Below are 25,690 nucleotides of genomic sequence, written 5' to 3' on the forward strand. Positions count from 1 at the left end.
CCTGACAGTTCGAAACCTCGCACGCAGTGAACGACTGTCGCGGAAGTAGGCGCGCACGGGCCCCCGAGCCGGTTACTGAAGCCTACGGCGAGAAACTACGCCGCGCTGACCGACAGCCTAGTTCAGGGTCGAAGCCGTCGGGCCGAATCGGTCCCGTGCACTGTGCGGACACCGACCTCGCCGACAAGATCCAGACCGGCGAGAGATATCCCCTCGATGGCACGTGGGCGCGAGATGCAGTGCATCGGTGCCGTCGCCCCTGCGAGCATCGCGAGGGTATGTTTTGGTGTATGAGCTCGCCGTGTCGCGTGAGACCAACGGGCATCGAGTCGCTGCATCAGGACCGCGAAGAGGGAGGCGGCATGGCCGAGGAACATTCCACACGGCCGCTTTTTCGCAACGGCGCCGGCAGCGCCGCACTGATCCTGGGCATCATCGCTCTGGTCTGCGCGTTCGTACCCTTCATCGGGGATTTCGTCGCTATCCCCACAGGTGTCGCCGCGGTGGTGTGCGGGTGGGTCGGCGTCGGTCGGGACGAACAGGGCCTGGCGACCAATGGCCGCGAGGCCATGATCGGCGCAGCTCTCGGCGGCGCGGCCATGTTCGTGGTGTTCGTGGCGTACGCGGCCACCGTCGTGTGAGCGATGAGCAGTAATACGAAAACCTCTGTTATCGGTTGCTGTGCAATACCTCTCGCACGATTGCGCAGAAGCGGCACCTCGCGGCTCAGCCGAACTCGGATCGGACTATTCCCTTCGCCTCAACACGACCAGAGCCGCACCCGCCACCAGAACCGACACCACAGAGATGCCCGTCGACATCCACACCCACGTGCTCGGCGAGAACGTGGGCTCGAGCTCGACCAGCGGAGAGTAAGCGGTCCAACCGAATTCGGCGACGACGGGAACCGATACCACGATGGGCGTCGTCACCGACATCACCGCAACAGGGGCGGTTGTCGGCAACAACGACGCATACGCCACGCCCACCCCGAGCGGCAGAACCACGAGGGTCGCAACGATATTGACGGTGTCCAAGGGTGGGCCGGTGAACACTCCCGTAGCTGCGACGACGGCCAGTACTACGAACCCCACCATCGGAGACGGCCGACGATGGCCGACCACCCCGCCCAGCACCAACATCGCGACGAACACCAAAGCTGTCCCCCACGTCAGGGATCCCACTGTCGGGGCCGATAGGAAGGCAAGTGCCGCAAGCAGGATCGCTCCTGTCACCGCGGGCAGCACAAACGCCGCACCGACAAGTAGCGGTATGACCGCGAGACCCAAGAACCACCGGTTCTGCATTGCACCGCCCGGACCGAGCGAGTTCACCGACCGCTCGAACAGCCAGTACAAGACCAGACCCACGAGAGGAATGACGATCCCCACCGCGAGCACTCGACCGCGCGACTGCACCGGCGATACTTCCTGGAACACTTTCGCCCACGACGACACCGCCAGCAGCGCCGCGAAGACGACCAGGGCGAGCAGCACTGGCGTCTGCGGTGTCTGCTGGAAGGCGGAACAAGCGTAGTCCACATACCGGCTGGGAACGTTCTGCAACACACTCGATGCCGCAACACCGGCGATAGCGCCGAACAGCAACGCGTGCTGCAGGATTCGACTGAGGGCGGTCACCGCCGCGGCACCACCCAGGATCAAACCGGCTGCGATCGCCCGAAGCTGCAGTTCTGCAGGAATCGGCACCGACAGTAGAACCGACAGGGCCGCGACGCCAACGGCAGCCACAGTGAGAGCTGACTGCTTCCGCGTCGCGAATACAGCGGTGACGACGGCAACGATCGCGCCGAGCGACCAGGCGGACGCGCTACTGTCGAGCAGGATATCGAGCCTGTCGCCGCCAGCAACGAACGCAAAATTGCGCGGTACCGGCGTCGTCAAAGCCAGGACCGCCGCGAACGCACCGACGAGAACGGTGACGGTCGGAAGTAGTCGTCGTGCAGCGGTATTCATCGCGTCACCCGAGTGATCACCGCTGCCGTCGACACCCACAGGTTTCTCACGCGTCCACCCTGTCACATCGTGACCGTTCTCAACGTGTGTAACGCAGCGCTGGGCGAACGCGACCTACCGACCATCGCCGCCGAAGGTTGCGTTCGCAGTGTCCGAGCGCTCGCTCAGCACCGCAGCGGACCACTGCGTGCAGTCGTTCGAAGGCGGACTGTTGAACTCCATCGGCCTGGCACACTTCCCCGACGGCGCACCGTATATCGGTGAGCCCCAGCACGCGGGCGACATCGGGTACGAGGAGTTCGACGGCGACTGGTACCAGTTCGAGCAACTGTTCTGATGATTCAGTTGCCCTGGCCCGCAGAGAGGCCGGGGGTCATTGCGATGTCGGTCAGCTGTGAACCGTGCGCGGATCGGATAGGCATGACCGGTATCTTGACGCGGTGAGCAGACTTGGTCCTCAGCGTGCCGGGGTGTGGGCCGATGCGCTCACGATCGTGTCCATCGTCGCCATCGGGGTGTGCGTGGCGGCCCTCGTCGAGCGCGGCGCACCACCAGAGCAGCCCGAGAACCGCGCCGAGTCAGTAGCCACGACCACCACACACTCCGTCACCGCCGGCCCTTCCGCACCCGTCGACACCACCTACAGAACGCCCGAGGTGATATTCCCGACGGCTATCTCCGGATGCGACGTCGTCGAACCTCCGGACGGGACGTCATCGGTGTGGGGACGGATCACCACCAGCGAGGATGCATACGACAACCCTCAGGCCTCGTGGTACTCGGGACCCAGGTCGGTGATGATGACCGATGCTGTCGCCGAAGCCCTTCCGCATGGTGTCGAGGTTCTGTTCGCAAGCCTGCGCGAGTCATTGGTGTTTCAGCCGATCCCCCAAACCTCCAGCGAACCAGGCCAGCCTCAGGAACCCGGTTGGGCAACGGCATCGGCCGAGCTCGGACGCGGCAACACACTAGGCCTGCTGGCAGTATCCGTGGCGCAGGACAACACGGGTGTGCCACCGTGCAGGGCCGGATCAGTGCAGGAACGCAAGACATCGGCGGACGGCACCGTGGTCGACACCAACGTATCGTGGTCCGAATTCGGCGGTACGAGAACCAATTACCGCACGGTCACCGCCTACGCACCCGACGGCACGCACATCACCGCAACCGCATCGGACGCTGAGGGATTTCAGTCGACCAACACCGGAGACCGCGACATCGTTCTCACCATCGATGAGCTGAAAGCTCTTGTGACACTACCGGAGCTGCGGATATCGGCACCTGTCCCCGCCGACACACCCGAACCTCGCGAAAGATGCGACGACTCCTTCGGCCTCTTCTCCGGCGACACAGCGATCGACGCGGAACTCGCCACCACCATGAACACCGCGTTGGAGCGCGTCGATGCAGGTGAGCGGTTCGATCCCGGATTGAACACGCTCAGGCTCGCCGACTTCGAGACCGGTGTGGTGTATACGCACGTCGATGCCGTCGGCACCGGTGCCGACCTGACCATATCCATACGAGGCGGACAGGAACTCCCCGTGATGCCGGACATTTACGACCCCGCCTACCAGAATCGGCCGACCGACTTCGAGACGCTCGACGGCGGTGCGGTGCTGCGGATCGAAGAGGCACCCTATTCGTACTCGCCTGCACTGCCCGAGGGACCGAACGGCGGGATGCGCCGTACCGTGACCGTCACCTACCCGTCGGGAACCGAGGTCGAAGTCCGATCGCACGCCGAGCGTCCGGACGAACCACTGAGCGCAAACACATTGCGCACCATTGCCACCGCCGACGGATTGGATGTGCTGTGAACCCGTACCGACGGCTTGCCGTCACCGCTGCGGTGGCTTTCGTAAGCGTCGGCGCGGCCGTCGCGCTGGTGGCAACGGGCCCCCATGACGCCGAACCCTTTGCAGCACAGACTCCGACGTCGCCCGGCGCTGTGTGGACGCTCGACGCCGCCGACGTGCTCGGCAATCCGTTCGCCACCTTCGATGATCCCGTGGGTGGACGATTCGGCGAGGTCGAGGGCGGCGTCATAGACGCCGACGACATTCTTGTCGCCAAGGCAGGGTTGATCAATCAGGAGACGGACGAGTTCGAGCAGTCCCAACTGATCGGGTTCGATGCGGCAACCGGTCTGGTGCGGTGGAAAACACCCGCCGACGGGATCGAAAGTTGTTCGTCCCACGTACTCGACACACTGCTGCTGTGCCGGAGCACCGATCAGATCGTGACGATCGACAGTGCAACCGGAACCGCCACCCGACACGATACCGACTGGAACATATTCTCAGTCGGCACCGACGGCGAAGACCTCTACGTGGTCGAGGGCGAGAATGACGGGTACACCGTCCGGATCCATCGAGGAACGATCGACGACCCCGACGCGTCGTGGTCCCTCACCCTCGACGACACCTGGGTCGACCCGTACAACTCACGAGAAATCCTCGCGTTCGCAGGCAATGCGGGAGTGGCCCGGTTCTCCTCGGGCACAGCACTGTTCGACTCCAGATCCGGTGACATCACCGACAACATCTCGTCCCCCGACTGCGCGCGCGACCAGTTCGATCGAGGCGATCAGATCTACGTTCTTGCCGGCCGCCGATGCTCTGACCTGTTCGAGTTTCGCACCGACCTGGTCGATTCCACCGGACGAGTTGTCGCGACCACCGACGAAGAGGTCTACCAGCGCACGACGGTCGACGCAGCGAACGACCCCGACGATCCGGTTGTGTTGGGCAGCAGCGCCTTCGACCCTACGACGGGGCAGAAACTGTGGACCTCGGACGACGCCGGCACCTGGGGGGACATCGCGATTGTCGGTGATGTCGTCTTGGGTATCGGTCCACTCGCACGCAACCTGTTCACCGGGGATCCGGCGTGGGGTCCCGACGTCGAATCTCTACCTTTCATGCCTACCGCTGTGCGCGAGGGCCTGGCCTATGTAGCCGATTCTCGGGAGATCCTCGCGATCGAGCCCGAAACCGGCGCTCGCCTCGAAACAATCGCGATCGAGGATTTGCTCGGCAATACCGGTGGACGGTCCGAGAGGGTTGCACTGCTTGCCACTGGCGGCGGCGTTGTGGCAGTCAACGAGAAGCGAATGAACTTGCTTCGTTGAGCCTCGACTCGAGTCGATCTGCTTCGGCCGAACCGCGATCCTTACGACATCCGATCCGGCGCTGGGAAACCAGTCGATTTTACGAACTACGCCTCCTTGCTGCGGAACTGGACCGCGTCGAACGACGCCCGCAAGCTGTGAAAATCTTTGCCGTAGAACGATGTTTGCCCGCTCGTTGGGGAATTGGTCCCGCGGTTGATACTGAACGCAATCGCACATCGTCCACGCCACCTGGGGTTGGCCCGTGAACGGTAACGTGTACCAACGCACCGTGTTTCCTTGAGCATTCGGTACGCGGGCGCCTTGGAATGAGAGGAGTTGGCGGTGACCTTTCCGAGCGGGACGAGGTGGGTCTTCTTCTGGTCGGGGCTGGCGTTGCTGTGGGCCGTTGTTTCGCTGACTCGAACTCAGGACGGTGAGTTTTCGGTCTGGTCATGGGTGGCTACTTGTTTGTTTGCTGCCGCCGCAATCCTGACCGGACTTCGTACATTTCGCCGCAGGCAATGACGACGAGCACGGACCGCAAACAGGTAGGGAGTTCACTGCTGCATCGCGGGGCGGTCAATTCGATACCCTCGTCGACAAGAGTCCCGGCACAGTCGTTCCTCGGATGGCCTGAGCTGCCCGTTCTCGGTGTGACGCGTCGAGTGGTGGACGTTGTAGGGCGGGAATGACGAATTTTTCGAAAAGGTCTTCGGTTCAACCACAGTGGGGGTGGCCCGCGGGGAGGTCTCCATTTTTGCGTTCACCACCCGCCTCGCGCTGTATGGTGACCGCGGGGATCGGTATGGCTCGGGAAGAATGTCGGGGGATCATGACTCTGTTCGGTGTGCTCGATCGCGTATTGACTCGACAACTACCGCTAGAGCCTCCGGACGATCCCCATGCCGCGATCCTTCCGACCCCGATCGACAACGACGCCTTCTTCCTCACCCCTCCCGGCATCGAGGACCTCGCACCCGGTGTGGTGATCCGGCAGCGCACGACCCGCGGTCTGGTGCCCCGGCCGCGAACCGCCCTCCATCAGTTCATGGTGCGGTCGACCGACGCGCGGGGTCTCCCCGCCGGCGTCACCGCCTCGCTGCTGATCCCGAAGCGGCCGTGGACCGGGCGCGGACCGCGGCCCGTCGTCGCCCACAACGTGGCCATCGATTCCCTCGGAGCCAAGAGCACGCCGTCGTACCGGCTCGTGCACGGTGTCGGGGCCGACCTCCCACCGGTGATGCCGCTCTGGCTCGCCCGCGGATACGCCGTTCTCGTCGCCGATCACCAAGGCCCACGGATGTCGTACTCCGAAGGCACGATGGCCGGGCATGCCGTGCTGGACTCGCTACGCGGGATGACGGTCGTCGCCCCCGAGCTCGCCGACAGCCCAGTCGTGGCCTACGGCTACAGCGGCGGCGCGATCGCCACCACGTGGACGGCGCAACTGCAGCCGAGGTACGCGCCGGACGTGAGGTTGGTGGGTGCCGTCGCCGGTGGAACGCCCACCGACTTCTGGATGCTGCTGGACACCATGAACGGCACCGTCGCGGCCGGCCTGCTGGGTGCGGCGAGCATGGGTCTCGCGCGTGAGCACCCAGAGATGGTGGAGTTGTTCGGCCCGAAGGCGCTGCTGTTGGCGTCCTGGGTGAAGGACATGTCCGTCCTCCCCCTGGCCTTGGGCGGGTTGGCACGCATGCGAATCGAGGACTTGGCGTCCGAGCCCCACCCGTTCGACTCCGACATCGCGCGGCGGGTGATCGCCGCGAACCGTCCTGGCGCCGACGCGCCGTCGGCGCCGGTCGCGTTCTTCCACGGTTCCGCGAGCAAGTGGGTCGGCGATCGCTTCATCCCCGAGGCCGGCGTGACTGCCCTGATCGAGCAGTGGCGCAGCAAGGGTGCAAATGTGCACTACGAGCCCGTGGCAGGCGACCACTTCATCGGTGCCATGACTGGGCTTCCGTTCGTGTTGCGCTGGACCGCAAAGCAATTCGCGATCAACGGTTCGGGTTAGCTCGCAGAAGCGACGTAGCGCTGTGACCAGGAGAAATATGGTGCCCCCAGTCGGACTCGAACCGACACTGTGCGGATTTTAAGTCCCTAGAAATGGATTCACCTGAACGTATCTGGACTCGATATTTGTTTATTTGCAACGCTTTTCGTACATCAACGTCCGAACCGGTCCAGCACGCACGTACCGACTTGTGACACTCTCGTGACACCGAACTGCCGCCGATCCTGCGACACAGGACAGTCCTGATCGGTGTCGGACAGCCACGGTATCGGGTGGACGGAGAGCGTCCTGGCGATCGACGCTCTGTGAGGACTCGAGACAACGAGACTCATTCGTCGCGAACCCATATGGCCCTCGAGTCAGTAGGACCGTGCACTGCGGGCTCCACCGCGACGACTTTGCATCAGCGCACTTCAGCGTCGAACGGGCAGGTTTAGTCGCTGCCCTTGTGCGGCGGCGTTTTGCTAACCGGCATCCTGCTCCATCTGCCTTGGAGTTGCTGAGCCGTCAGAGCCGCGGTACGCCTGGAGTGCTCTGGCGGTTCAGCAAGAAACTGCCACGCTCTGTGCCGCAGTCAACGCTGCTCTCGAGGCACCGACCTGGTCGTCACACTGCCGCGACATGACATCTGTCATGTCCCGCCGGTGATGTTGTCACCAGATCCGCTGTGTGTGTGCACTGTTGTGTGCCGGTCGCCGAGACGACAGTAGGGGATGCACAGAGCGAACCGAAGCATCGACGAGGAGGGCACCATGAACAGGCCGGAATCGACATCGGACGACAACAACGAGACGCAGACAGTTCCCGTTGGCAAGGCCACGGAAAAGATCAATGCCACACAGCTTCTGCTCGACAGCCTCGGCGGAACCAGTGGAATGATCTACACCGCGATTCCGGTCGTGGCATTCGTCACCGCCAATGCTCTCGTGTCCCTTCCTATCTCCGTCGGCGTCGCGATCGCCATCGCATTGGTGATCACTGTTCTTCGCGTCAAGCGAGGCGAGCCGATAGCGCAAGCCAGTGGCGGACTACTGGGTGTCGTCGTCGCAGGCGGTATCGCCGCCTGGACGGGGTCGGCAGGCGGCTACTTCCTCATCGGCATTTGGCTGAGCCTGGCCGGAGCTGCACTGATGCTGGCCTCGATACTCGCGCGACGACCGTTGACCGGACTGCTGTGGAATGCGCTGCACGGCAACGAGTACACCTGGCGATCCAATCGCTCGGTCACCCGCGCCCACTACATCGCGACGTCGACATTCGCCGTGTTGTTCGGCGCCCGCTACGTCGTTCAGGACTGGTTGTACGACACCGACGCCACCGGTTGGCTCGCGTTTGCCCGGATCGCAATGGGCACCCCGTTGCTCGCACTGGCAGTGCTCGTCACCGTCTGGGCCTTCCGCCGCTCCACAGCACAATTGGTTCACTCGAACCGCGCGTAATCCCTGCTCGTCGAGTCGACCCTTGACTATGCCGTCAGGTCACAGTCGACACTGATTCCGACCTGATCGAACCGGAGGAGAGCGACATGGGCTGGAGCACTCGGCAGATCGCCGATCTCGCCGGCACCACCCTGAAGTCGGTGCGGCACTACCACGATGTCGGACTACTCGATGAGCCCGAGCGTGCCTCGAACGGCTACAAGCAGTACGGCGTCACGCATCTCGTACGGCTGATGCAGATCAAACGCCTCACCGAACTGGGATTCTCGTTGGCCGACATCGCCGCTCAGGGTGATGGGCGCGACCATCCCGAACAAGCACTGCGCACCCTGGATGCAGAACTCGGCGCAACGATCGAGCGCCTGCAGCGAGCACGGTTGGAGATCGCGATGCTTCTCCACGAATCCCTTCCGACCGATCTCCCACCCGAACTCGGATTTGCTGCAGCACATCTGACGACAGCAGACCGGCAGTTCATCACCTTCGCCAGCACTGTACTGAGCCCGACGGCCCTCGACGCCTACTGCGACCTACTGCGGTCCACTCCGCCGCTGCCCACAGACCCGGAGTTCGACGACCTGCCGGCCGACGCCGACAGCGCCACCACCAGCAATCTGGCCGAACGAATGGCCCCGCATGTTCGTCAGCTGGCGCTTCGTTTCCCGGCCTTGTTCGCCGACACCGACACCGACGGCGACAGACAACGGGTGACTCGCGCACTCGCAGTCGCCGTGGAAGACCTGTACAACCCCGCCCAACGCGACGTACTGCGACAGGTTGCGGCACTCAACACCACCGATCCCGAATAGAACATCAACACACTGCAATCAGATAGGAGTCGACCGACCATGCCCTTATTCGACAACAGGAGAGCGAGATGTCTCGCTGCAGCGTCGGCGTCGATACTGCTGCTCGGTGCCTGCAGCCAATCGCCGTCGGAACCGGACGCCGACTCCGAGCTGTCAGCCGATCTGCAGCAGTTCTACGACCAGAGCGTGGCATTCGAGCCGTGTGAAGGCTACGGCACCACCACAACCGACGAGCAACTGTTCGCCAGCGATCCCAGGTTCGAATGCGCCCGCGTGGACGTGCCACTCGACTACCAGAACCCGGACGGGCGCACGGCGCAGATCGCGCTGCTGAAAGCACCCGCCCGAGGCGAGAAAGTGGGCTCGCTCCTGCTCAACTCCGGCGGACCCGGCGGTGCCGGAATGAGCATGGCGGCATCAGGTGCGACGTCCACCTGGGCGCAGAGCCCTCTCACCGAACGATTCGACCTCATTGGATTCGATCCCCGCGGCGTCGGTGCGTCCACCCCGGCCATCGACTGCTTCACCGACGAGGAACACGAGGAAGGGCAGGCGTACACCACGGTCCTCACAGGCTCGAGAACCCTCACCGAGGACGGTGCACGGCAGCTGGTGAGCCAATGCTCCGAACGATCCGGCGGCGACGACGTCCTCGAACACGTCGGCACCCGCGACGCTGCCCGCGACATGGACATTCTCCGGGCCGTGCTCGGCGACGACACCCTGAGCTACTTCGGCCAGAGCTACGGAACACGACTCGGTGCGGTTTACGCGGAGATGTTCCCGGAGAACTTGCGCGCGATGGTTTTGGACGGCGGAATCGATCCGGGCCAGGGCACCGCAGAGCGCCGGATCTACCAATACACCAACTTCCAAAAAGCTTTCGACGACATGGCCGCGGCATGCACGAGCGCCCCTGACTGCCCGCTGGGCACCGACCCGAGCAAGGCTGTCGACAACTTCCAACAGATCGTCAGACCGCTGATCGACAACCCGATCGTCACCCCCGATGGCCGCGTCATGGACTTCGACGCCGCATACGGCGCCGTAATCGCAGGGCTCTACGACTCCTCGGCATGGCCTGTCATCACCAAGGGCATCGCCGAACTCCAAGCAGGACAGGCCGATACCCTTCTCAAGATCAACGACATCTTCGGCGGACGCGACGCCGACGGCACCGTCCCGAACTTCTCCGAAGCGCTGTACGCGATCAACTGCATGGATGAACAGCGCAACACCCCGGAACAAGAAGTCGATCTCAAGCGGCAGATTCAAGAGATAGCACCGTTCACCGACGCAGGCCTCGGACCGGACGGCGCACGCGACCCCTGCCAATTCTGGCCTGCGGAACCGACTCTCGACATCCCCTACGCCACCGACATCGACGGACTACCCGACACACTGACCATCTCCGTGACCGGCGACCCGTCCACACCGTACGAGGGAGGCGTCAACTTGGCGAACACCCTGGGCGGCTCGCTACTCCCCGTCGACGGCGACCAACACACCGTGGCGTTCGGCGCAACGAGCACCTGCGTCAACGACATCGTCGCCAACTACCTCGTCGACCTCGAATCCCCACCGGCCGACGCCCGCTGCGCCCTGTAACAGCCGAACGAAAGGACAAATCATGACTGCACCCCCACTGATCTCGGTCGAGGACTTCTTCGGCCCACCCATTCGCTCAGGTGCCACGATCTCACCGGACGGCAACACGATGGCGTTCCTCGCGCCGTGGAAGAACCGTCTGAACGTGTGGATCGAAGACCTCGCGCCCGGTAGTGAGCCACGCTGCGTCACCGCGGACGAGACGCGCAGTGTGCACGATTTTCAGTGGACGGACGACCCCCGCTGGCTGCTGTATATGCAGGACACCGGCGGTGACGAGAACAACCACGTGTTCCGAGTCGACCTGAAGGATCCCGATGCCGCGGCAGTCGATCTGACGCCGTTCCCCGGCTCCCGCGCGGTGGCCATCGAACCCGTGCGCGGCAAGGCAGGGGTCTACACCGTCCTGATCAACTCGCGGAACATCGCCGAGTTCGACCTCTACGAAATCGACATCGCCACAGGTGAATTGACGATGATCGGGCAGAGCCCGGGCGTCGGCCGGTATCCGATGCTCGGTTCCGACGGCGAGGTGTTCGTCTTCGCGATGACCACGGCCGGCACCATCGAGATCACGCGGTTGGAGGAGTCCGGCGCAGAAACCACGGTGGCGTCGTTCGACGCCACCGACTATCCGATGGGCATCAGTCCGATGCAGATCACCGCGGACGGTACAGGCATGTGGCTCGGTTCCAACCGCGGGCGCGACTTGGCCCAGCTGATCCGCCTCGACCTCGTAACCGGCAAGGAGACGGTCGTCGACAGTCACCCGACCCTCGAACTCGACGGTGTGCGACGAGCCGTCGAGCAGACCACGCCACCGCTGATCTGCGACAGCGCGACCGGCGAGCTCATAGGCGTTCGCTACCTCGGCGAACGCCAGGTGATCCACGCAGTGGAACCGGGTTTCGCAGAGATACTGAAGAATCTGGAGCAACTGTTCGACGGTGACATCGGAGCATTGTCCTCCGACGAGAGCGGACAGAAATGGATCGTCAGCTTCGTCCACGACCGCGATCCGTCCGTCACCTACTACTACGATCACAACACCGGATCGAGTCGCCGGCTGTTCCGCCCCTACCCACACCTGGATCCCGGAGACATGGCCCCGATGGTGCCGGTGAACATCCAGTCGCGTGACGGTCTTACCCTGCCGTCGTATCTGACGCTTCCGGTCGGCGTGGAACCCGAGAATCTGCCGATGGTTCTGGTGGTGCACGGCGGCCCCTGGTATCGGGATTCGTGGACCTTCGATCCCATCGCGCAAATGCTGGCGAACCGCGGATATGCAGTGTTGCAGGTCAACTTTCGCGGGTCGGTCGGATACGGCACAGCGCACATGAACGCCGGGGTCGGCGAATTTGCGGGCGCGATGCACGACGATCTGATCGATGCAGTGAACTGGGCAGTCGAGGCTGGGTACGCCGATCGCGAGCGAGTGGCCATCATGGGTGGTTCCTACGGCGGCTATGCGGCGCTGCTGGGTGCATCGTTCACTCCCGACACGTTTGCCGCAGCGATCGACTGTGTCGGCGTCTCGGACCTGTCGAACTTCATGCGAACCCAACCGGCCTTCATCGGTCCGGGAATCATCAACAGCTGGTACCGCTTCGTCGGCGATCCCGCTGATCCCGATCAGCTGGCCGACATGCTGGCACGGTCACCGATCTCCAAGCTCGACGCGATACGCGCGCCGCTCCTGATTGCGCAGGGTGCCAACGATCCTCGGGTTGTCAAGGCAGAATCGGACAATGTCGTCGAGCACCTGCGGTCGCGTGGCGTCGACGTCGACTACCTCGTGTTCGACGACGAGGGTCACGGATTCGTCAACCCGGAGAACAGTATTCGCTACTACCGTGAGGTGGAGAAATTTCTCGCCAAGCACCTCGGCGGCCGCAGTCTGCACTGATCGGAAGCACAGTGGAGGTGGATCGGAAGCTCGTCGTCGAAGTCAGTCCGAGTCGCCCTTCGGCATGGGTGCAGCGGTGCGAAAAAGCATCGAAATGGCGTGCTGCAGAACGTCTGTTTCCGAGCGAAGTCGAGCAGCGTCGGTCGGGAGGGCTCGTGCTACGGAGAGCCCGTCCAGTACCACGTTGAGATAGGCGGCGCGCTGGGCGTTGTCACCCGGCGGCAGGGCACCTTCTTTGTCGAGGACCTCCAGCCAGTGTTCTATGTGCCGGAGTCCGGCCGCGCTGAAAGCGAGATACGTGTCGATGGCGTCAGCGTTGAGCTCCGCGCTGAGGTAGGTACCGAACGTCCGTCTCCACGTATCGCGGGCTTGCTCACCGGTCCCGGTGGCCGACAACACCTGCTGCATACACGCCAACAGTCGCTCCTCGGCAGGCACAGTGGCGTCTTCGATGACATTTTTGTTCGCCACCAGTCCGGTGATTCCCGCGGCGACTTCGTCCATCAACGCTCGCTGCGTGGGAAAGAAATGACGCAGTGATCCGGTACTGACCCCTGCTCGCGCGGCGACCGCTCGGACGCTGATCCGGGTACCCGGATCCTCGGACACCATCGTCGCGGCCGCGATCAGAATCCGGTCCTTGGTGCTGGGTTCGCTTTTTCGAGTCTCCACATTGTCCGACACCTTCCCGACCCTAGTACAGCGTGATATCTTCAGCCTACTATCACGCTGTACTAGTCGCGCCGTTGGAAGAGAACCACACAGCGCTCGCACCTACGCCGCCGAGCCTCTGAGAGAGGAATTACGATGCTCCACAGTCGATCCCACCGGAATCGGATGGATCACGGCCGCCGGACGGTAGTGCTCGTCACCGCCGCAGTGACGATGGCCGGATTGTGGGCTCTCACCTCATGCAGCGCACCGCCCTCGGTTCAGCCGCAGCCTTCGCCTGCACCGACACGTTACGAACAACAAACGCTCGACTTCTCTGCGTGCGACCCTGCTGTCACAGGCATTGCCGACGACAGGGTCGAATGCACAACGCTCGAAGTACCGCTCGACTACGCGACTGTCGACGGGCCCACCATCGAGCTCGGGATTTCCCGCATTCGAGCCACCGGGAACGATCGCGTCGGATCGGTCGTGGTCAACCCCGGCGGCCCGGGAGCCCCGAGCCTCGGATTCGTGACCGCGGTTGCAGACTCTTGGGGGAACGGTCCCGCTCGCGAGCACTTCGACATCGTATCGATGGATCCACGTGGAGTCGGGAGCTCGCAACCGGCCATCGACTGCTACACCGACCAGGAACGAGACGATGACGCCATCGTGTCCGGAGTTCCCGCTGGGGCGTTGGCCTGGAGCGCGGAATCGACCCGCTCGGTTCTCGATCAGTGCGCTCGACGCAGCGGCGGTATGAATGTCCTGGGCCAGATGGGTACCCAGAACGTGGCCCGAGATCTCGATGTCCTGCGCGCTGCGCTCGGGGACGAGCAGCTGACGTTCCTCGGTGCCAGCTACGGAACACGTTTGGGCACGATCTATGCGCAACAGTTTCCGCACCATGTCCGTGCGATGGTTCTCGACGGCGCAGTCGACCCGCGCAAGAATGTTCTCGAACGCCAGATCCAGACGTTTTCCGGCGTGCAGCGCTCCTTCGACGAACTGGCTCGCTACTGCATCGAACGAGGCAATTGCCCCTTGGGAAGCGATCCGGCCCGAGCGACCGATGCGGCCCAGGACTTGCTTCGACCACTTGTCGACAATCCGGTCCGAACTGCTGACGGTCGTAGGCTGACCTACTACTCGGCGATCGAAGCCATCACCCTCGGTCTTTACTCGAACCAGGCCTGGGACAGCGTCATCCGCGGTTTGGCCGAGCTACGGGCGGGACGCGGTGAAGAACTGCTCGCACTGCGAGATCTCTCGGCTCAGCGCGGACCCGACGGAACGTACACCAACTCTTCCGAAGCTACTCTTGCCATCAACTGCCTCGACGAAATACGGCCGACGCCGGAGCACACGACATCCACCGTCGCCGAGATCAATTCCGCGGCACCGTACATGGACCCAGGTTTCGACGTGGACACACATTACGGATGCGAGGGCTGGCCTGACGAACACGTACTCGACTATCCCTACGGCGAGAACATCACCGGCCTCCCGCAGACACTCGTGGTATCGGTCACCGGCGACGGACTGACACCACACGAAGGCGGTGTGGCACTGGCAGACAACCTCGGCGGGCGACTCCTCACCGTAGACGGCGAACAGCACGGTGCTACCACCGCAGCGAACCCATGCGTCAACTCGATCGTCGAACGCTATCTCGTCGATCTCACCATTCCCGACGGCGACTTGCGTTGCACTCTGTAGAGACACGACCGGCACAACGCTTGGCACCCAGCATCGCTGCGGCCCTGCGGATCTGGGCACGCGTCTGGTTGCTTCTACTCACCATTCGCGTCTGCTTTTCCGTGACCATTTTCCATCACAGCGTGCTAGCGTCATCAGCGACTATCACGCTGTACTAGCAGAGGGCGAGGATCGAGCAGATGGGCATCAAGCAGTGGCGCTACCGCCGCATTCGCGCCGGATCGGGTGAACCGCTCCGCCGGTACCGCTGGTGGCAAATGTTCGGCAGATCGCTCCGGTCGATCACGCTGTACGCACCCGACGGCACGACGTCGATCTACGCAATCGATGTTCGGCACATGGGCGACGCGAAGGACGGTGAGGTGCGCGCTCGCCTCTACGTCGACGGCGCGCTGAAGTCGTACGCCAAGATGCCGACCCGCTTCCCCGTGCCCGGTGGGCACATCGAGGTCGCGGCTACCGGATTCGGGCTCGAGCGCTGCCATTACGTGCGTGAGGACGGCACCGAACAGCAGCTCTCTCCCGATCCCGCATCCGCAGAGGGACGCCGCGCTCGGCTGCACCACCGGCACCCCGGTCCGAGTCGCGTCATCGGTCTCATCTCGATCCTGCTCGTCATCGGCGGCCTCTGCGTGGAGGTGCCGCAGATCATCGCAACCCTCTCTCTCATTCCGCCCATCGCCGACTCGATCGGAACATTCACCTCACCCATCCGACTGCCGCTCCACGTCAACCTGCTCATCGGATTTGCCGCTGTCATCGGGAGCACTGAACGAGCTCTACGGATGAAAACGAGCTGGATCGACGAACTCGCCAGCTGAACCCACCCAAGGAAGTACCACCATGACCCACACGACTCCCCCAGATATCAGACCGAAGAACGACGAACGACGGCGATGGCCGAAGCCGGTGATGACGGCCGCCGCTGCCTCAGTGCTCCTGCTCACCGGATGCTCCGGTGTGGCACCCAACGTTGACGACAGCACGAACGAGGTGGGCCTCGATCGGTTCATGGCGCAGGAGCTCGACTTCGGGGCGTGCGACGCCAGCATCGTGGACTCCCAGCCGCCCGTTCCCGAAGTGATCGAGGTGGCAGAGAAGACGGAATGCGCGATGCTCACCGTGCCGATGGACTACGAGAACCTCGACGGCACGACCATCGAGATCGCCGTGTCGCGCATTTCCGCCACCGGCGACAACCCGATCGGCTCCCTCCTGCTCAACCCGGGCGGTCCCGGAGCATCGGGGACGACGCTCGCCCCGCTCGTCAATGCCCTGTGGACGGGAGGTCCTATCCCCGAGCGCTTCGACATCGTCGGCTTCGATCCCCGCGGAGTCGGTCTCAGCACACCGGCAATCGACTGCTACTCCGATGAGGAGCGCGACGCCGACGCACCCCTGTCGGCTCTCGGTAAGTGGACCGAAGAATCCGCGCGCGCCATCGTCGACAAATGCGCCGACGGCTCCGGAAGCACAGAGGTACTCGCCCACCTCGGGACACGGGATGTCGCTCGCGACATGGACGTGCTCCGCTCCGCACTCGGCGACGACAAACTGACTTATGCGGGAGTCAGCTACGGCACTCGACTCGGTTCGGTGTACGCCGAGATGTTCCCCGAGAATGTCCGCGCTCTCGTTCTCGACGGCGCGGTGGATCCGCTCATGGACACCGCGGACCGCAGGATCCAGCTCAGTGAAGGACTGCAGGCTTCGTTCCAGCGTTTCGCAGACTTCTGCGCGACGCAGGCCGCGTGCCCGCTCGGCACCGACCCGGCGCGGGCGACCGCTGCAGTGCAGGAGCTCCTCCAACCTCTCGAAGGAGAGCCGCTGATGTCCGCTGACGGACGAGAGGTCGGCTTCCTTGCCGCCGGTGAAGGCATCGTCTCCGGCCTGTACTCCGAAGCCAGCTGGCCCGCCATCATCGCGGGACTGACGGAGCTGAAAGCCGGACGACCCGACGCTCTGCTCGCGATTCGCGACGGGTACTACGGCCGGTCCGACGGTGGGGAGTACAGCAATTCGTTCGAAGCTCTCTTCGCCATCAACTGCCTCGACGAGGAAAGGTTCACCGAGGAAGAGATGGCCCAGCTCGGCCGCGATCTGAACGAGGCGGTGCCGTTCCTCGACCCCGGATCCACTCCCCCTACGCAGGACGGGTGCGAGTTCTGGCCGGCTGAGCCCACGCTTGGATACCCCTACGCCACCGACATCGACGGGCTTCCCGAGGTGCTCGTGGTCTCGGCCACCGGAGACCCCGTAACACCTCACGAAGGAGGCATCAGCCTGGCCGACACCCTCGGGGCGCGGTTGCTCACGGTCGAGGCCAACCAGCACGGAACGATCATCTCCGCCAACGCCTGTGTCGACGGGGCGGTCGCCGACTACCTGATCGACCTCGAACTGCCGGATGAAGGTACACGCTGCACCATGTGACCCTGCTGAGCCATCGAGCGGCCCCTGATCCGCTCGATGGCTCAGCCGTCCCGCCGCTCAATCACGAGCTGCCGCAATCGCATCGGTGTGCAGCGCATGGGCGTGGAACGCCGCGCGCCTCTGTGCGAATCATGGATCATCCTCGCCGGGTTCGTGCTTACCGTGGCGGGAGTAGTCGCAAGTTCTTCGATGAGTGAAGATGAGAGGCCGCGGGAGTCGAGCAGGTTGAACAGGTCAGCCAGTTCCAGTTGTGACAGCCTCGTGACACCGAGCTTCCCGCCCATCGGCGGACCGGCCTGGACGACAAGGGACTTTGGTATCGCGAATCGGGTGTGGAACTTTCCGCGACCGCGCGTAACACCGTGGCGACCCGAGATCCAGCCGATCAGCAGCGGCGCTTGGCCACGGGGACCGATCGGGCCGAAAAGGACGATTACCGCACTGTCAGCAGATTTTGGCGGTGTGCCGCGTCAATAAATCGCTTAATGTCCGGCACGCTCCACGTGCTTGAATGCGATACCGGGAACCAATCAGTCGGTAGTGATCACGCCGAGGTCTCACGTAGCTCGTGCTCTCGGTCCTCCAGTGCATCGATGGCGGCCGCCGTCAGACTCTTCACGATGTGCTGACGCATGAGATCTGCAGCCCCCTGCGAGTCTTGCGCGACAACGAGTTCGAGTATTCGGAAGTGTTCCTGGTGGTCGACGGTGCGCGGTTCTGCACCGGGTGGCAGCTCGAGACCGATCCGTCGATATCGGTCGGATTTGTCCCACAGGTCATCGAGCAGACGGATCAGGACGCCATTGTGCGACGCCAGATACAGCGCGCGGTGAAAATCTCGGTGTGCACGCAACGCGTCCTCGCCCCACTTCTGCGTGACCGGCAGTAGCCGTCCCGCGGCCGCACGCATGTCGGCGATGTCTGTGTCTGTTCGCCGATCGGCAGCCAACTCGACCGCTGTTGGATCCAGCGACAGACGAACCTCGAACAGCTGACGCGCTTCTGCTGCGCTCATCGGGGCGATTCGCACGTTCTTGTGATTGTCGAGCTCGATGAGCCCCTCGCTGCTGAGTCTTCGCACCGCTTCGCGGATCGGGGTGATGCTCATGTGCAGCCGGTCGGCGAGCTCGTATTGCGCCAGTTTCGATCCTGCGTCGAGGGTCCCCATCAGGATCATGGCGCGAAGCTCGGCGTAGGCGACTTCACCTTTGCTGGAGAAAACATTGGTAGGAGCGGTCACTGCTGGACCCGCCTCTCCGCTATGGGCACAGCCTGTCGGGGCTGCTCCTGGTCCGGTTCTCGACTACTGATTCTACACCCGCATTTCGGGCTTCTTATAAGATACCTAGTTTCGTTTCGCGAGATCTTATAAGAAGGGGTTGTGTTCGCCGTCACTCTACGTTAACGTCACTTACACCTTATAAGATATGCGAAAGGCAAAGAATGAAGATCATCTCCGTACACGAGGGCATCGTCCCGATCAGCTCCTCGATCCGAAACGCGTGGATCGACTTCTCCAAGATGGACTGCTCGATCGTGGCAGTCGTCAGCGACGTCATGCGCGACGGCGAACCGGTGGTTGGCTACGGCTTCAACTCGAACGGGCGCTACAGCGCCGGCGAGATCCTCCGCCGTCGTGTCATCCCCCGCCTGCTCGACGCTGCGCCAGACGCGTTGCTCGACGCCGAAGGCGAGCTGGACCCCACCCTCGCGTGGGACTTCATGATGAGCAACGAGAAACCCGGCGGACACGGAGAACGTTCCGTCGCAGTGGGTGTCGTCGACATGGCCCTGTTCGACCTGGCTTCCAAGATCGCCGAAAAGCCGCTCTACCGGTGGCTCTCGGACAAGCACGGTGACGGACAACCCGACGACTCGGTGTTCGTCTACGCCGCCGGTGGCTACTACGCACCCGGTAAGACCCTCGCCGACCTGCAGGACGAGATGCGCGGTTTCCTCGACCAGGGTTACAACGTGGTGAAGATGAAGATCGGCGGTGCCGATCTCGCCGAGGACCTCGAGCGCATCGAAGCCGTGCTCGAAGTCCTCGGTGGCGACGGGCAGCGCCTCGCGGTCGATGTGAACGGAAAGTTCGATCTGGCCACCGCCCTCGAATACGGCGCAGCCATCGAGCAGTACAACTTGTTCTGGTACGAGGAGGTCGGCGATCCCCTTGACTACCGTCTCAATGCCGTTCTGTCCGAAAGCTATTCCGGACGTATCGCCACCGGCGAGAACCTGTTCTCGCTGCAGGATGCACGTAACCTCGTCCGTTACGCCGGAATGCGCCCGGACCGCGACATCATCCAGGTCGATCCCGCACTGAGCTACGGACTCACCGAGTACCTGCGAATCCAGAAGATGCTCAACGACCATGGCTGGTCTTCACGCCAGTGCATTCCGCATGGCGGACACCAGTTCTCGTTGCACATCGCAGCAGCGCTCAAGCTCGGTGGCAACGAGTCCTACCCCGGCGAGTTCCAACCCACCGGCGGATTCGCCGACGGGGCGGTGGTCGAGAACAGCCGCGTCGGACTCACCGAGACCCCCGGCATCGGGTTCGAGGGCAAGGCTGCCTTCTACGAGGTACTCCGCAAACTTCACTGACCGAATGTAGCTCCACGCGGCAGAGCTACTCCGGCAAAACCGTAGCTCCGGGTAGCTCTGCCAGCGTCCCGAAACTCGTTGTCTTGCTGTAACTTCGATCAAATTCTAACGAAGCTGCGGCGCGTACCGCGGCAAGAATGCTGTCTCAGGCCTCGGTCGACAGCTGCAGGCAAGACCGGGGCGATGAGTGCTGGCGCTTCAGACCCCCTTTCGAACCGCGAACTATTTCGATACAGGCCAAGGAGGGCCGCGACCGTGGGAACAATCCTCATCACCACCGACTATCTCGCGCCCGGCGATCAGGTGGACGACTTGCTACGGGCCGCCGGTCATCGAACAGTGCACAGTCCGGCGATCGGTCGGCGTCCCGAGGGCGCGATGGCTGATCTGCTGCTCTCTGCCGACGCGGCGCTGATTGCCGGCGAATCGGTCACTGCTCAGATGCTCGAAACAGCGACATCGCTACGCGTCATCGCGCGCAGCGGCGTGGGATACGACTCGATCGACGTCGCTGCAGCGACTGCCCGAGGGATTGTTGTGTGCAACACCCCCGGTGCCAACAAGAATGCCGTCGCAGAAATGACCATGGCCCTGTTGCTGATGTGCGCCAAGCGCATCGGTGAAACTGTGGACGGCGTCAAGAACGGCACCTGGCCCCGACACGACACCCGAGAACTTCGAGGTGCCACCCTGGGCGTCATCGGGCTGGGGCCCAGTGGTCGAGCAGTGGTCGAATTGGCGCGGGCATTCGGCATGTCCGTTCTGGTTTCTACTGGCCACCCTGCCTCCGACCTCGACGTCGACTACGTCGCCAAAGACGATCTCCTGACGCGATCGGATTTCGTCACATTGCATGCACGAGCGCAGTCCGCCGGTGCGCCGATCATCGACCGAGAAAGCCTTGCGGCGATGAAGTCGTCGGCGTACCTGATCAATACAGCTCGCGGTTCGCTCGTCGACGAACCCGCACTCATCGACGCTCTACGGTGCGGCGACATTGCGGGTGCCGGGCTCGACGTGTTCGCCTGCGAACCCGTCGACGTCGACAACCCCCTCCTGAAGATGCCCAATGTTGTGTCGCTATCCCATCTGGCGGGTCAAACCCGCGAAGCACGCGCCGAAGCAAGCCTTGCCGCCGCACGCGACATTGTCGCAGTGTTGGATCGCCAGCACCCACAAGGCGCGGTCAACACCGTCGAGACGGCAGCGAGGTGATTCGAAGCCGATCGCAGCCCAGAGATTCAGCGTGAACGGCGCGGGAAGGCCTAGCCGTCGGCAGGTTTCCCCAATCTTCGTGGGCTGCCACAGAATAGATAGATCGGTGTCTTCCGTGCCGGAATGAACTGCTCTGGTCCGACGATTTCCCTGGCGCGTGTGAGTATCAAGAACGCACATGCGTACACCTTGGACACTGGAATCGTAAAAGACCGGTCATTGAAAGAATTGGCCCACCGACTACGCCGCAGCCTTTTCCGGGCCGGATGAATCTTTGTGGGGCGTCCCGCATCCGCCGTGGCAAGTCCCGTGTCCTGCTGAACGTTGCGCGCAGCGTTCATGCAAGCAATTTCGTGCTCTACATCCACCGGACCGTGTTTCGAGTGCCGCTCGCGAACGTTCGGTGAATGAACGCAACCACCTAGAAGGGTAGAACATGTCAGCGTATTCCGCGAAACGGGTCTGGGACGAACTCTGGGAGTCCCATCGGCAAGTCAAGAAATTCGTAATGTTCTCCGTCGGTCGGGGCTCCTACAGTTCCGAACCGGTCGGGGCGCGGTCGGGTGGAAGCTCGCCGGCTTCGATGTATCGACCGGATCGACCTCGCAGTGAGGAGCAAGCGCCGAAGAGCGGGCCTCCCGGCGGCTACACCACTGCTCGGCTGGTCGGCCTCGCTCTGGGTCCGCTCCTGTTCGTGTTGACCCTGCTGTTCTTCCGGTCGGAAGGGCTCTCATCAGGAGGCGTCGCTGTTCTGGCCTCCACGTTGTGGATCGCAACATGGTGGATCACCGAGGTCGTGCCGATTCCGGTGACCTCACTGCTGCCTGTGGTGCTACTTCCTCTCACCGGAGCGGTCGATGGAGACCTTGTTGTCTCCGCGTACGGCAACGACATCATCTTTCTGTTCCTCGGCGGCTTTTCTCTGGCCATCGCCATGGAGAAATGGAACCTCCACAAACGGATCGCACTGACCATCGTCGCGATGATCGGTACGAGCCCACGACGGATCATCCTCGGATTCATGGTTGCCACCTCCTTCCTCTCCATGTGGGTTTCCAATACCGCGGCAACAATGATGATGATTCCTGTCGGCCTCGCAGTCGCTTACCAAGCTGCACAGGCCCTCAAAGACGGTGAATACGTCGATGAGATACCGAAGTTCGAGAAGTGCATCGTCTTCGCCATCGGTTATTCCGCGACCATCGGGGGACTCGGCACACTCATCGGCACTCCCCCGCTGGCTGTTCTTGCCGCCGTATCCGGGGAACTGTTCGGGCAGACCATCAGCTTCGGTGCATGGATGCTTATCGGCGTTCCGATCGTCATCCTCCTCCTTGCCTTCACCTGGTTCTACCTGACCTTCGTCGTGTACCGCTTCGGGTTTGCCGAACTCCCGGGCGGCAAAGATGTGATCCTGCAAGAAAAATCACTGCTCGGAAGACTCTCCACCGAAGAAAAAGTAGTTCTCGCAGTCTTCGTCAGTACGGCGTTCATGTGGATCACTCGCGGGTTCATTTGGGATGACCTGTTGCCCGGTATCAGCGATGGAATGATCGCAGTCACCGCGGCCATCGTGTTGTTCATGATGCCCACACGCAGCAACAGCGGCGAAACGCGGATCCTGCAATGGGAGGACTCCAAGAAGATCCCGTGGGGAATTCTGCTGCTGTTCGGCGGCGGGTTGGCCATCGCTGCAGGGTTCATCGACACCGGGCTCTCGGAGTGGGTCGGGGACCAGCTACTGGTGCTCGACGGCCTCAACATCGTGCTCGTAGTGATCGTCGCGGCGGCGCTAGTTCTTTTCTTGACGGAGATCACCTCGAACGCTGCAACGGCGACCATGATTCTTCCCGTCATGGCAGCCTTTGCTCTGGCTTTGGGTGTCCATCCCTACTTGCTGATGGTGCCCACCGCGATGGCCGCAAACTGCGCTTTCATGTTGCCCGTGGGCACACCCCCGAACGCAGTCATGTTCGGAACCGGGAAAATCGCCATCATGGACATGGTGCGAATCGGGTTCTGGATCAACCTCGCTGCGCTTTTCCTCCTCGTGGCAGCAACGTTCTTCTTCTTACCTCACGCCTGGGGAATCGACCTGTTCACCGCGCCACCCGAGTTCCAATAGCAGGCTCCGATGGTCCAACTGCTCGACGACCCGGATGCTCGGTGATCCAGCTCGCGTGGAGCGTGTGAACCGGAAAGTCCGATAGACCGATCACGGCCGACCGGTGGCACATAGCTGGACAACGGAGGCAATCGGGCAGTCTCACTGGAGGATTCACCGAGATCGGATCGGTGGCTCCAGTGAGACTGCCTGTCTGGGCAAATCGATCAGTACGAATCAAGCGCTGTCACATGTCGCCAGCCTGCAACGAGAACGCTTCGTCGGCAGCGAGGTGGTCGTCGAAATAGTCTGCGTGCAAACAGGATCGAGTTCCCGGATGCTCCGAGTGCATCAGAGCGTCGATCCAACCGGTGCCACCGGCCTCCAACTCGGCCACATCACGCCGCGGCCCAATTCCTGAGTTACCAACCAATTCAGAGAAAGGTTAGTCAGTGCGCAACGATTTCGGGGTAATCGCACTGCCCCGGCCGACAGCTGACGTATGGGACTGGCAACTGAAAGCCGGGTGCCGCGACCACAGCACTCGGACGTTCTTCCCGCCGCACGGTCTCAGGGGACGTTCTCGCGCACGGGCCGAAGACGCGGCAAAACGAATATGCCAGCCCTGCCCCGTACGCGATCAATGCCTCCGCTATGCACTCGAGAGCGGTGAACCGTATGGGGTGTGGGGAGGCTTGACCCCGATCGAACGGTTTCGGGTGCGTAGCCCGTCCCAGTCGGCCTCACCCGTGGAACGCGCGGAAGAACCCAACACCCAGAGCCAAGGTGTCCGTCCGTTTGCACCGCACTCGATCGGAATGCCGCGCAGGCCCTATCTGAGGCCAGCGCGTGACCGAAGCGCCGTTCAGCGCTGAATGAGCAGGAGCCGGTCGAGGAGCGTCAACAGCAGGACGTGACATCGTCCGGTGCGAGCGTCACGAAACAGTGGAAAGGTGATCGCAATTGCGACAGGCACGGAGAGATCACACGATCCCGAGCGCATCCGTGCGTGTCCGGCCCTCCGGACCGCGTGGGAAGTCGCTCGTGAGGTACGAGCTTCGCGCCAAACGCCGGCGCTGATCGTCTAGTCAGGACCGCATGTCTCGACCACGCTCTCGGCTCTACGGCATGTGTGGACGAAACCCGACCCAGTCCGGCCGTACTGGAACCCAACGCGATCCCGACGAGAGAGACCGGTAACCGAAGCAGTAACTGAATCGTGAATGTGCCCGCACTCCCTCGTATCGAGTGCGGGCACATTTGTTGAGGCCTTGGACGACAGGACTATCCGGCGGTCACCACGTTGCGGACGGAGCCGATGCCATCGATACTCACTTCGATTGTCTGGCCTTCCGTCAGGTACTCGCGAGGTGTTCTGTTGTGACCGTTGCCGGCTGGCGTTCCGGTGAGAACCACGTCACCAACCTCGAGAGTCATGAACGTCGAGATGAGTGAGATCAATTTCGGCACCGAGAAAATCATCTGGTCGATGCATCCGTCCTGCACCAGAACGCCGTCGATCATCGTACGGATCCGTGCATCGGGCGAAACGTCCTCGTATGGAACGATCCACGGCCCCAACGGAGTGGTGGAATCCCAGGCCTTGCCCTGCAACCACTGTGCGCTCAAACTTTGGAAGTCACGCACGGTCACGTCGTTGGTGACCGTGCAACCGAGAACATGATCTATCGCGCTCGATTCCGGGATGCGCCGGCCGCGGCGACCGATCACGATCGCCAACTCGCCTTCGGCATCCACCGCCACCGACTCCGAGGGCATCTCGATCGGATCGTATGCGCCGACCAGACAGGACACGAATTTCGTGAAGAAGACCGGGTAGGCGGGGGCTGCAACGCCGACGGGGAGGGCATCGTAATAGTTCATGCCCACGCCGATGATCCTCGATGTGTCGGTAACCGGGGGAAGCAGCCTGACATCGGCTGTGGGCACAGATCGGCTGTATTCGGGGTGTGAAGTGCCGCGACGCAGATCGCCTACCGAACCTGCATCGAGGGGGAAGATCGTCGTGTCTCGACGCCACCCGACCGATACCTCGCCGCTGTATTCGTAACGAACGTAAGCCATTTC

At 62.7% G+C, this 25,690-nt stretch carries 20 protein-coding genes; 16 read left to right on the forward strand and 4 right to left on the reverse strand.

Translation table 11 applies throughout. The features are described 5' to 3' along the window. The first annotated feature begins 362 nt into the window (after positions 1–362). A complete protein-coding gene (locus R3P95_RS05975) occupies positions 363–641 on the forward strand; it encodes a hypothetical protein (protein WP_317547659.1) in 279 nt (92 codons plus the stop codon). 105 nt (positions 642–746) lie between these two features. Here R3P95_RS05975 and R3P95_RS05980 read toward each other — a convergent pair whose 3' ends face one another. Further along, on the reverse strand, positions 747–1,976 hold the full coding sequence (locus R3P95_RS05980) for a hypothetical protein (protein WP_317547660.1): 1,230 nt from the start codon (positions 1,974–1,976) through the stop codon (positions 747–749). A gap of 148 nt (positions 1,977–2,124) precedes the next feature. On the opposite strand from R3P95_RS05980, the gene R3P95_RS05985 reads away from it, so the two are divergent. From R3P95_RS05985 to R3P95_RS06020, 8 genes are all read left to right on the forward strand, one after another. Further along, on the forward strand, positions 2,125–2,313 hold the full coding sequence (locus R3P95_RS05985; protein WP_317547662.1) for a hypothetical protein: 189 nt from the start codon (positions 2,125–2,127) through the stop codon (positions 2,311–2,313). Positions 2,314–2,416: 103 nt separating this feature from the next. Beyond that, positions 2,417–3,796 carry a hypothetical protein gene (locus tag R3P95_RS05990; protein WP_317547663.1) on the forward strand — a complete coding sequence of 460 codons (1,380 nt, stop codon included), beginning with the start codon at positions 2,417–2,419 and terminating at the stop codon, positions 3,794–3,796. Continuing rightward, the gene (locus R3P95_RS05995; protein WP_317547664.1) at positions 3,793–5,109 is read left to right on the forward strand and encodes a PQQ-binding-like beta-propeller repeat protein; all 1,317 of its coding nucleotides are present in this window, start codon (positions 3,793–3,795) and stop codon (positions 5,107–5,109) included. The genes R3P95_RS05990 and R3P95_RS05995 overlap by 4 nt, the downstream gene beginning before the upstream one ends. 814 nt (positions 5,110–5,923) lie before the next feature. Next, the gene (locus R3P95_RS06000; RefSeq protein ID WP_317547666.1) at positions 5,924–7,105 is read left to right on the forward strand and encodes a lipase family protein; all 1,182 of its coding nucleotides are present in this window, start codon (positions 5,924–5,926) and stop codon (positions 7,103–7,105) included. A gap of 752 nt (positions 7,106–7,857) precedes the next feature. After that, positions 7,858–8,544: a DUF3159 domain-containing protein gene (locus R3P95_RS06005; protein WP_317547667.1), complete on the forward strand. Its 687-nt coding sequence runs from the start codon at positions 7,858–7,860 to the stop codon at positions 8,542–8,544. Positions 8,545–8,630: 86 nt separating this feature from the next. After that, complete coding sequence (locus R3P95_RS06010; RefSeq protein ID WP_317547668.1) at positions 8,631–9,353, forward strand: MerR family transcriptional regulator; 723 nt, start codon at positions 8,631–8,633, stop codon at positions 9,351–9,353. Positions 9,354–9,392: 39 nt separating this feature from the next. Further along, positions 9,393–10,961, forward strand: a complete 1,569-nt coding sequence (locus tag R3P95_RS06015; protein WP_317547669.1) for an alpha/beta hydrolase — start codon at positions 9,393–9,395, stop codon at positions 10,959–10,961. Between the two features lie 22 nt (positions 10,962–10,983). Further along, positions 10,984–12,870, forward strand: a complete 1,887-nt coding sequence (locus tag R3P95_RS06020) for a S9 family peptidase (RefSeq protein WP_317547671.1) — start codon at positions 10,984–10,986, stop codon at positions 12,868–12,870. A 42-nt stretch (positions 12,871–12,912) separates the two neighbouring features. On the opposite strand, the gene R3P95_RS06025 is transcribed toward R3P95_RS06020, so the two are convergent. After that, a complete protein-coding gene (locus R3P95_RS06025; RefSeq protein ID WP_317547673.1) occupies positions 12,913–13,554 on the reverse strand; it encodes a TetR/AcrR family transcriptional regulator in 642 nt (213 codons plus the stop codon). 153 nt (positions 13,555–13,707) lie between these two features. On the opposite strand from R3P95_RS06025, the gene R3P95_RS06030 reads away from it, so the two are divergent. The 3 genes from R3P95_RS06030 (at position 13,708) to R3P95_RS06040 (ending at position 17,676) form a co-directional block, all read left to right on the forward strand. After that, a complete protein-coding gene (locus R3P95_RS06030) occupies positions 13,708–15,243 on the forward strand; it encodes an alpha/beta hydrolase (RefSeq protein ID WP_317547674.1) in 1,536 nt (511 codons plus the stop codon). A gap of 179 nt (positions 15,244–15,422) precedes the next feature. After that, a complete protein-coding gene (locus R3P95_RS06035; RefSeq protein ID WP_317547675.1) occupies positions 15,423–16,064 on the forward strand; it encodes a hypothetical protein in 642 nt (213 codons plus the stop codon). Between the two features lie 22 nt (positions 16,065–16,086). Further along, on the forward strand, positions 16,087–17,676 hold the full coding sequence (locus R3P95_RS06040; protein ID WP_317547676.1) for an alpha/beta hydrolase: 1,590 nt from the start codon (positions 16,087–16,089) through the stop codon (positions 17,674–17,676). 544 nt (positions 17,677–18,220) lie between these two features. On the opposite strand, the gene R3P95_RS06045 is transcribed toward R3P95_RS06040, so the two are convergent. Next, complete coding sequence (locus tag R3P95_RS06045) at positions 18,221–18,916, reverse strand: GntR family transcriptional regulator (protein ID WP_317547677.1); 696 nt, start codon at positions 18,914–18,916, stop codon at positions 18,221–18,223. A gap of 203 nt (positions 18,917–19,119) precedes the next feature. Here R3P95_RS06045 and R3P95_RS06050 point away from each other — a divergent pair, with 203 nt between their 5' ends. The 4 genes from R3P95_RS06050 to R3P95_RS06065 all read left to right on the forward strand — a co-directional run bounded on the left by R3P95_RS06050 (position 19,120) and on the right by R3P95_RS06065 (position 24,477). Beyond that, the gene (locus R3P95_RS06050) at positions 19,120–20,283 is read left to right on the forward strand and encodes a mandelate racemase/muconate lactonizing enzyme family protein (protein WP_317547678.1); all 1,164 of its coding nucleotides are present in this window, start codon (positions 19,120–19,122) and stop codon (positions 20,281–20,283) included. A gap of 255 nt (positions 20,284–20,538) precedes the next feature. Then, positions 20,539–21,498 carry an NAD(P)-dependent oxidoreductase gene (locus tag R3P95_RS06055; RefSeq protein WP_317547679.1) on the forward strand — a complete coding sequence of 320 codons (960 nt, stop codon included), beginning with the start codon at positions 20,539–20,541 and terminating at the stop codon, positions 21,496–21,498. A 583-nt stretch (positions 21,499–22,081) separates the two neighbouring features. Further along, entirely contained in the window at positions 22,082–23,623 is a 1,542-nt protein-coding gene (locus R3P95_RS06060) for an SLC13 family permease (protein WP_317547680.1), read from the forward strand. A 431-nt stretch (positions 23,624–24,054) separates the two neighbouring features. Beyond that, complete coding sequence (locus tag R3P95_RS06065; protein ID WP_317547681.1) at positions 24,055–24,477, forward strand: WhiB family transcriptional regulator; 423 nt, start codon at positions 24,055–24,057, stop codon at positions 24,475–24,477. Positions 24,478–24,886: 409 nt separating this feature from the next. On the opposite strand, the gene R3P95_RS06070 is transcribed toward R3P95_RS06065, so the two are convergent. Then, complete coding sequence (locus R3P95_RS06070) at positions 24,887–25,687, reverse strand: fumarylacetoacetate hydrolase family protein (RefSeq protein WP_317547682.1); 801 nt, start codon at positions 25,685–25,687, stop codon at positions 24,887–24,889. Positions 25,688–25,690: the final 3 nt, after the last annotated feature.

Origin of the sequence: Rhodococcus cercidiphylli (genome assembly GCF_033042225.1) — a bacterium.
In the GTDB taxonomy this organism is placed as follows: Bacteria; Actinomycetota; Actinomycetes; order Mycobacteriales; family Mycobacteriaceae; genus Rhodococcoides.

Bases quoted from the DNA above. Each gene is read 5' to 3' on its own strand.
- R3P95_RS06010 (WP_317547668.1), top strand. From the start codon at position 8,631: ATGGGCTGGAGCACTCGGCAGATCGCCGATCTCGCCGGCACCACCCTG.
- R3P95_RS06030 (WP_317547674.1), top strand. From the start codon at position 13,708: ATGGATCACGGCCGCCGGACGGTAGTGCTCGTCACCGCCGCAGTGACG.
- R3P95_RS05975 (WP_317547659.1), top strand. From the start codon at position 363: ATGGCCGAGGAACATTCCACACGGCCGCTTTTTCGCAACGGCGCCGGC.
- R3P95_RS06060 (WP_317547680.1), top strand. From the start codon at position 22,082: ATGTATCGACCGGATCGACCTCGCAGTGAGGAGCAAGCGCCGAAGAGC.
- R3P95_RS06020 (WP_317547671.1), top strand. From the start codon at position 10,984: ATGACTGCACCCCCACTGATCTCGGTCGAGGACTTCTTCGGCCCACCC.
- R3P95_RS06015 (WP_317547669.1), top strand. From the start codon at position 9,393: ATGCCCTTATTCGACAACAGGAGAGCGAGATGTCTCGCTGCAGCGTCG.
- R3P95_RS06035 (WP_317547675.1), top strand. From the start codon at position 15,423: ATGGGCATCAAGCAGTGGCGCTACCGCCGCATTCGCGCCGGATCGGGT.
- R3P95_RS05980 (WP_317547660.1), bottom strand. From the start codon at position 1,976: ATGAATACCGCTGCACGACGACTACTTCCGACCGTCACCGTTCTCGTC.
- R3P95_RS06070 (WP_317547682.1), bottom strand. From the start codon at position 25,687: ATGGCTTACGTTCGTTACGAATACAGCGGCGAGGTATCGGTCGGGTGG.
- R3P95_RS06005 (WP_317547667.1), top strand. From the start codon at position 7,858: ATGAACAGGCCGGAATCGACATCGGACGACAACAACGAGACGCAGACA.
- R3P95_RS06040 (WP_317547676.1), top strand. From the start codon at position 16,087: ATGACCCACACGACTCCCCCAGATATCAGACCGAAGAACGACGAACGA.
- R3P95_RS06000 (WP_317547666.1), top strand. From the start codon at position 5,924: ATGACTCTGTTCGGTGTGCTCGATCGCGTATTGACTCGACAACTACCG.
- R3P95_RS06050 (WP_317547678.1), top strand. From the start codon at position 19,120: ATGAAGATCATCTCCGTACACGAGGGCATCGTCCCGATCAGCTCCTCG.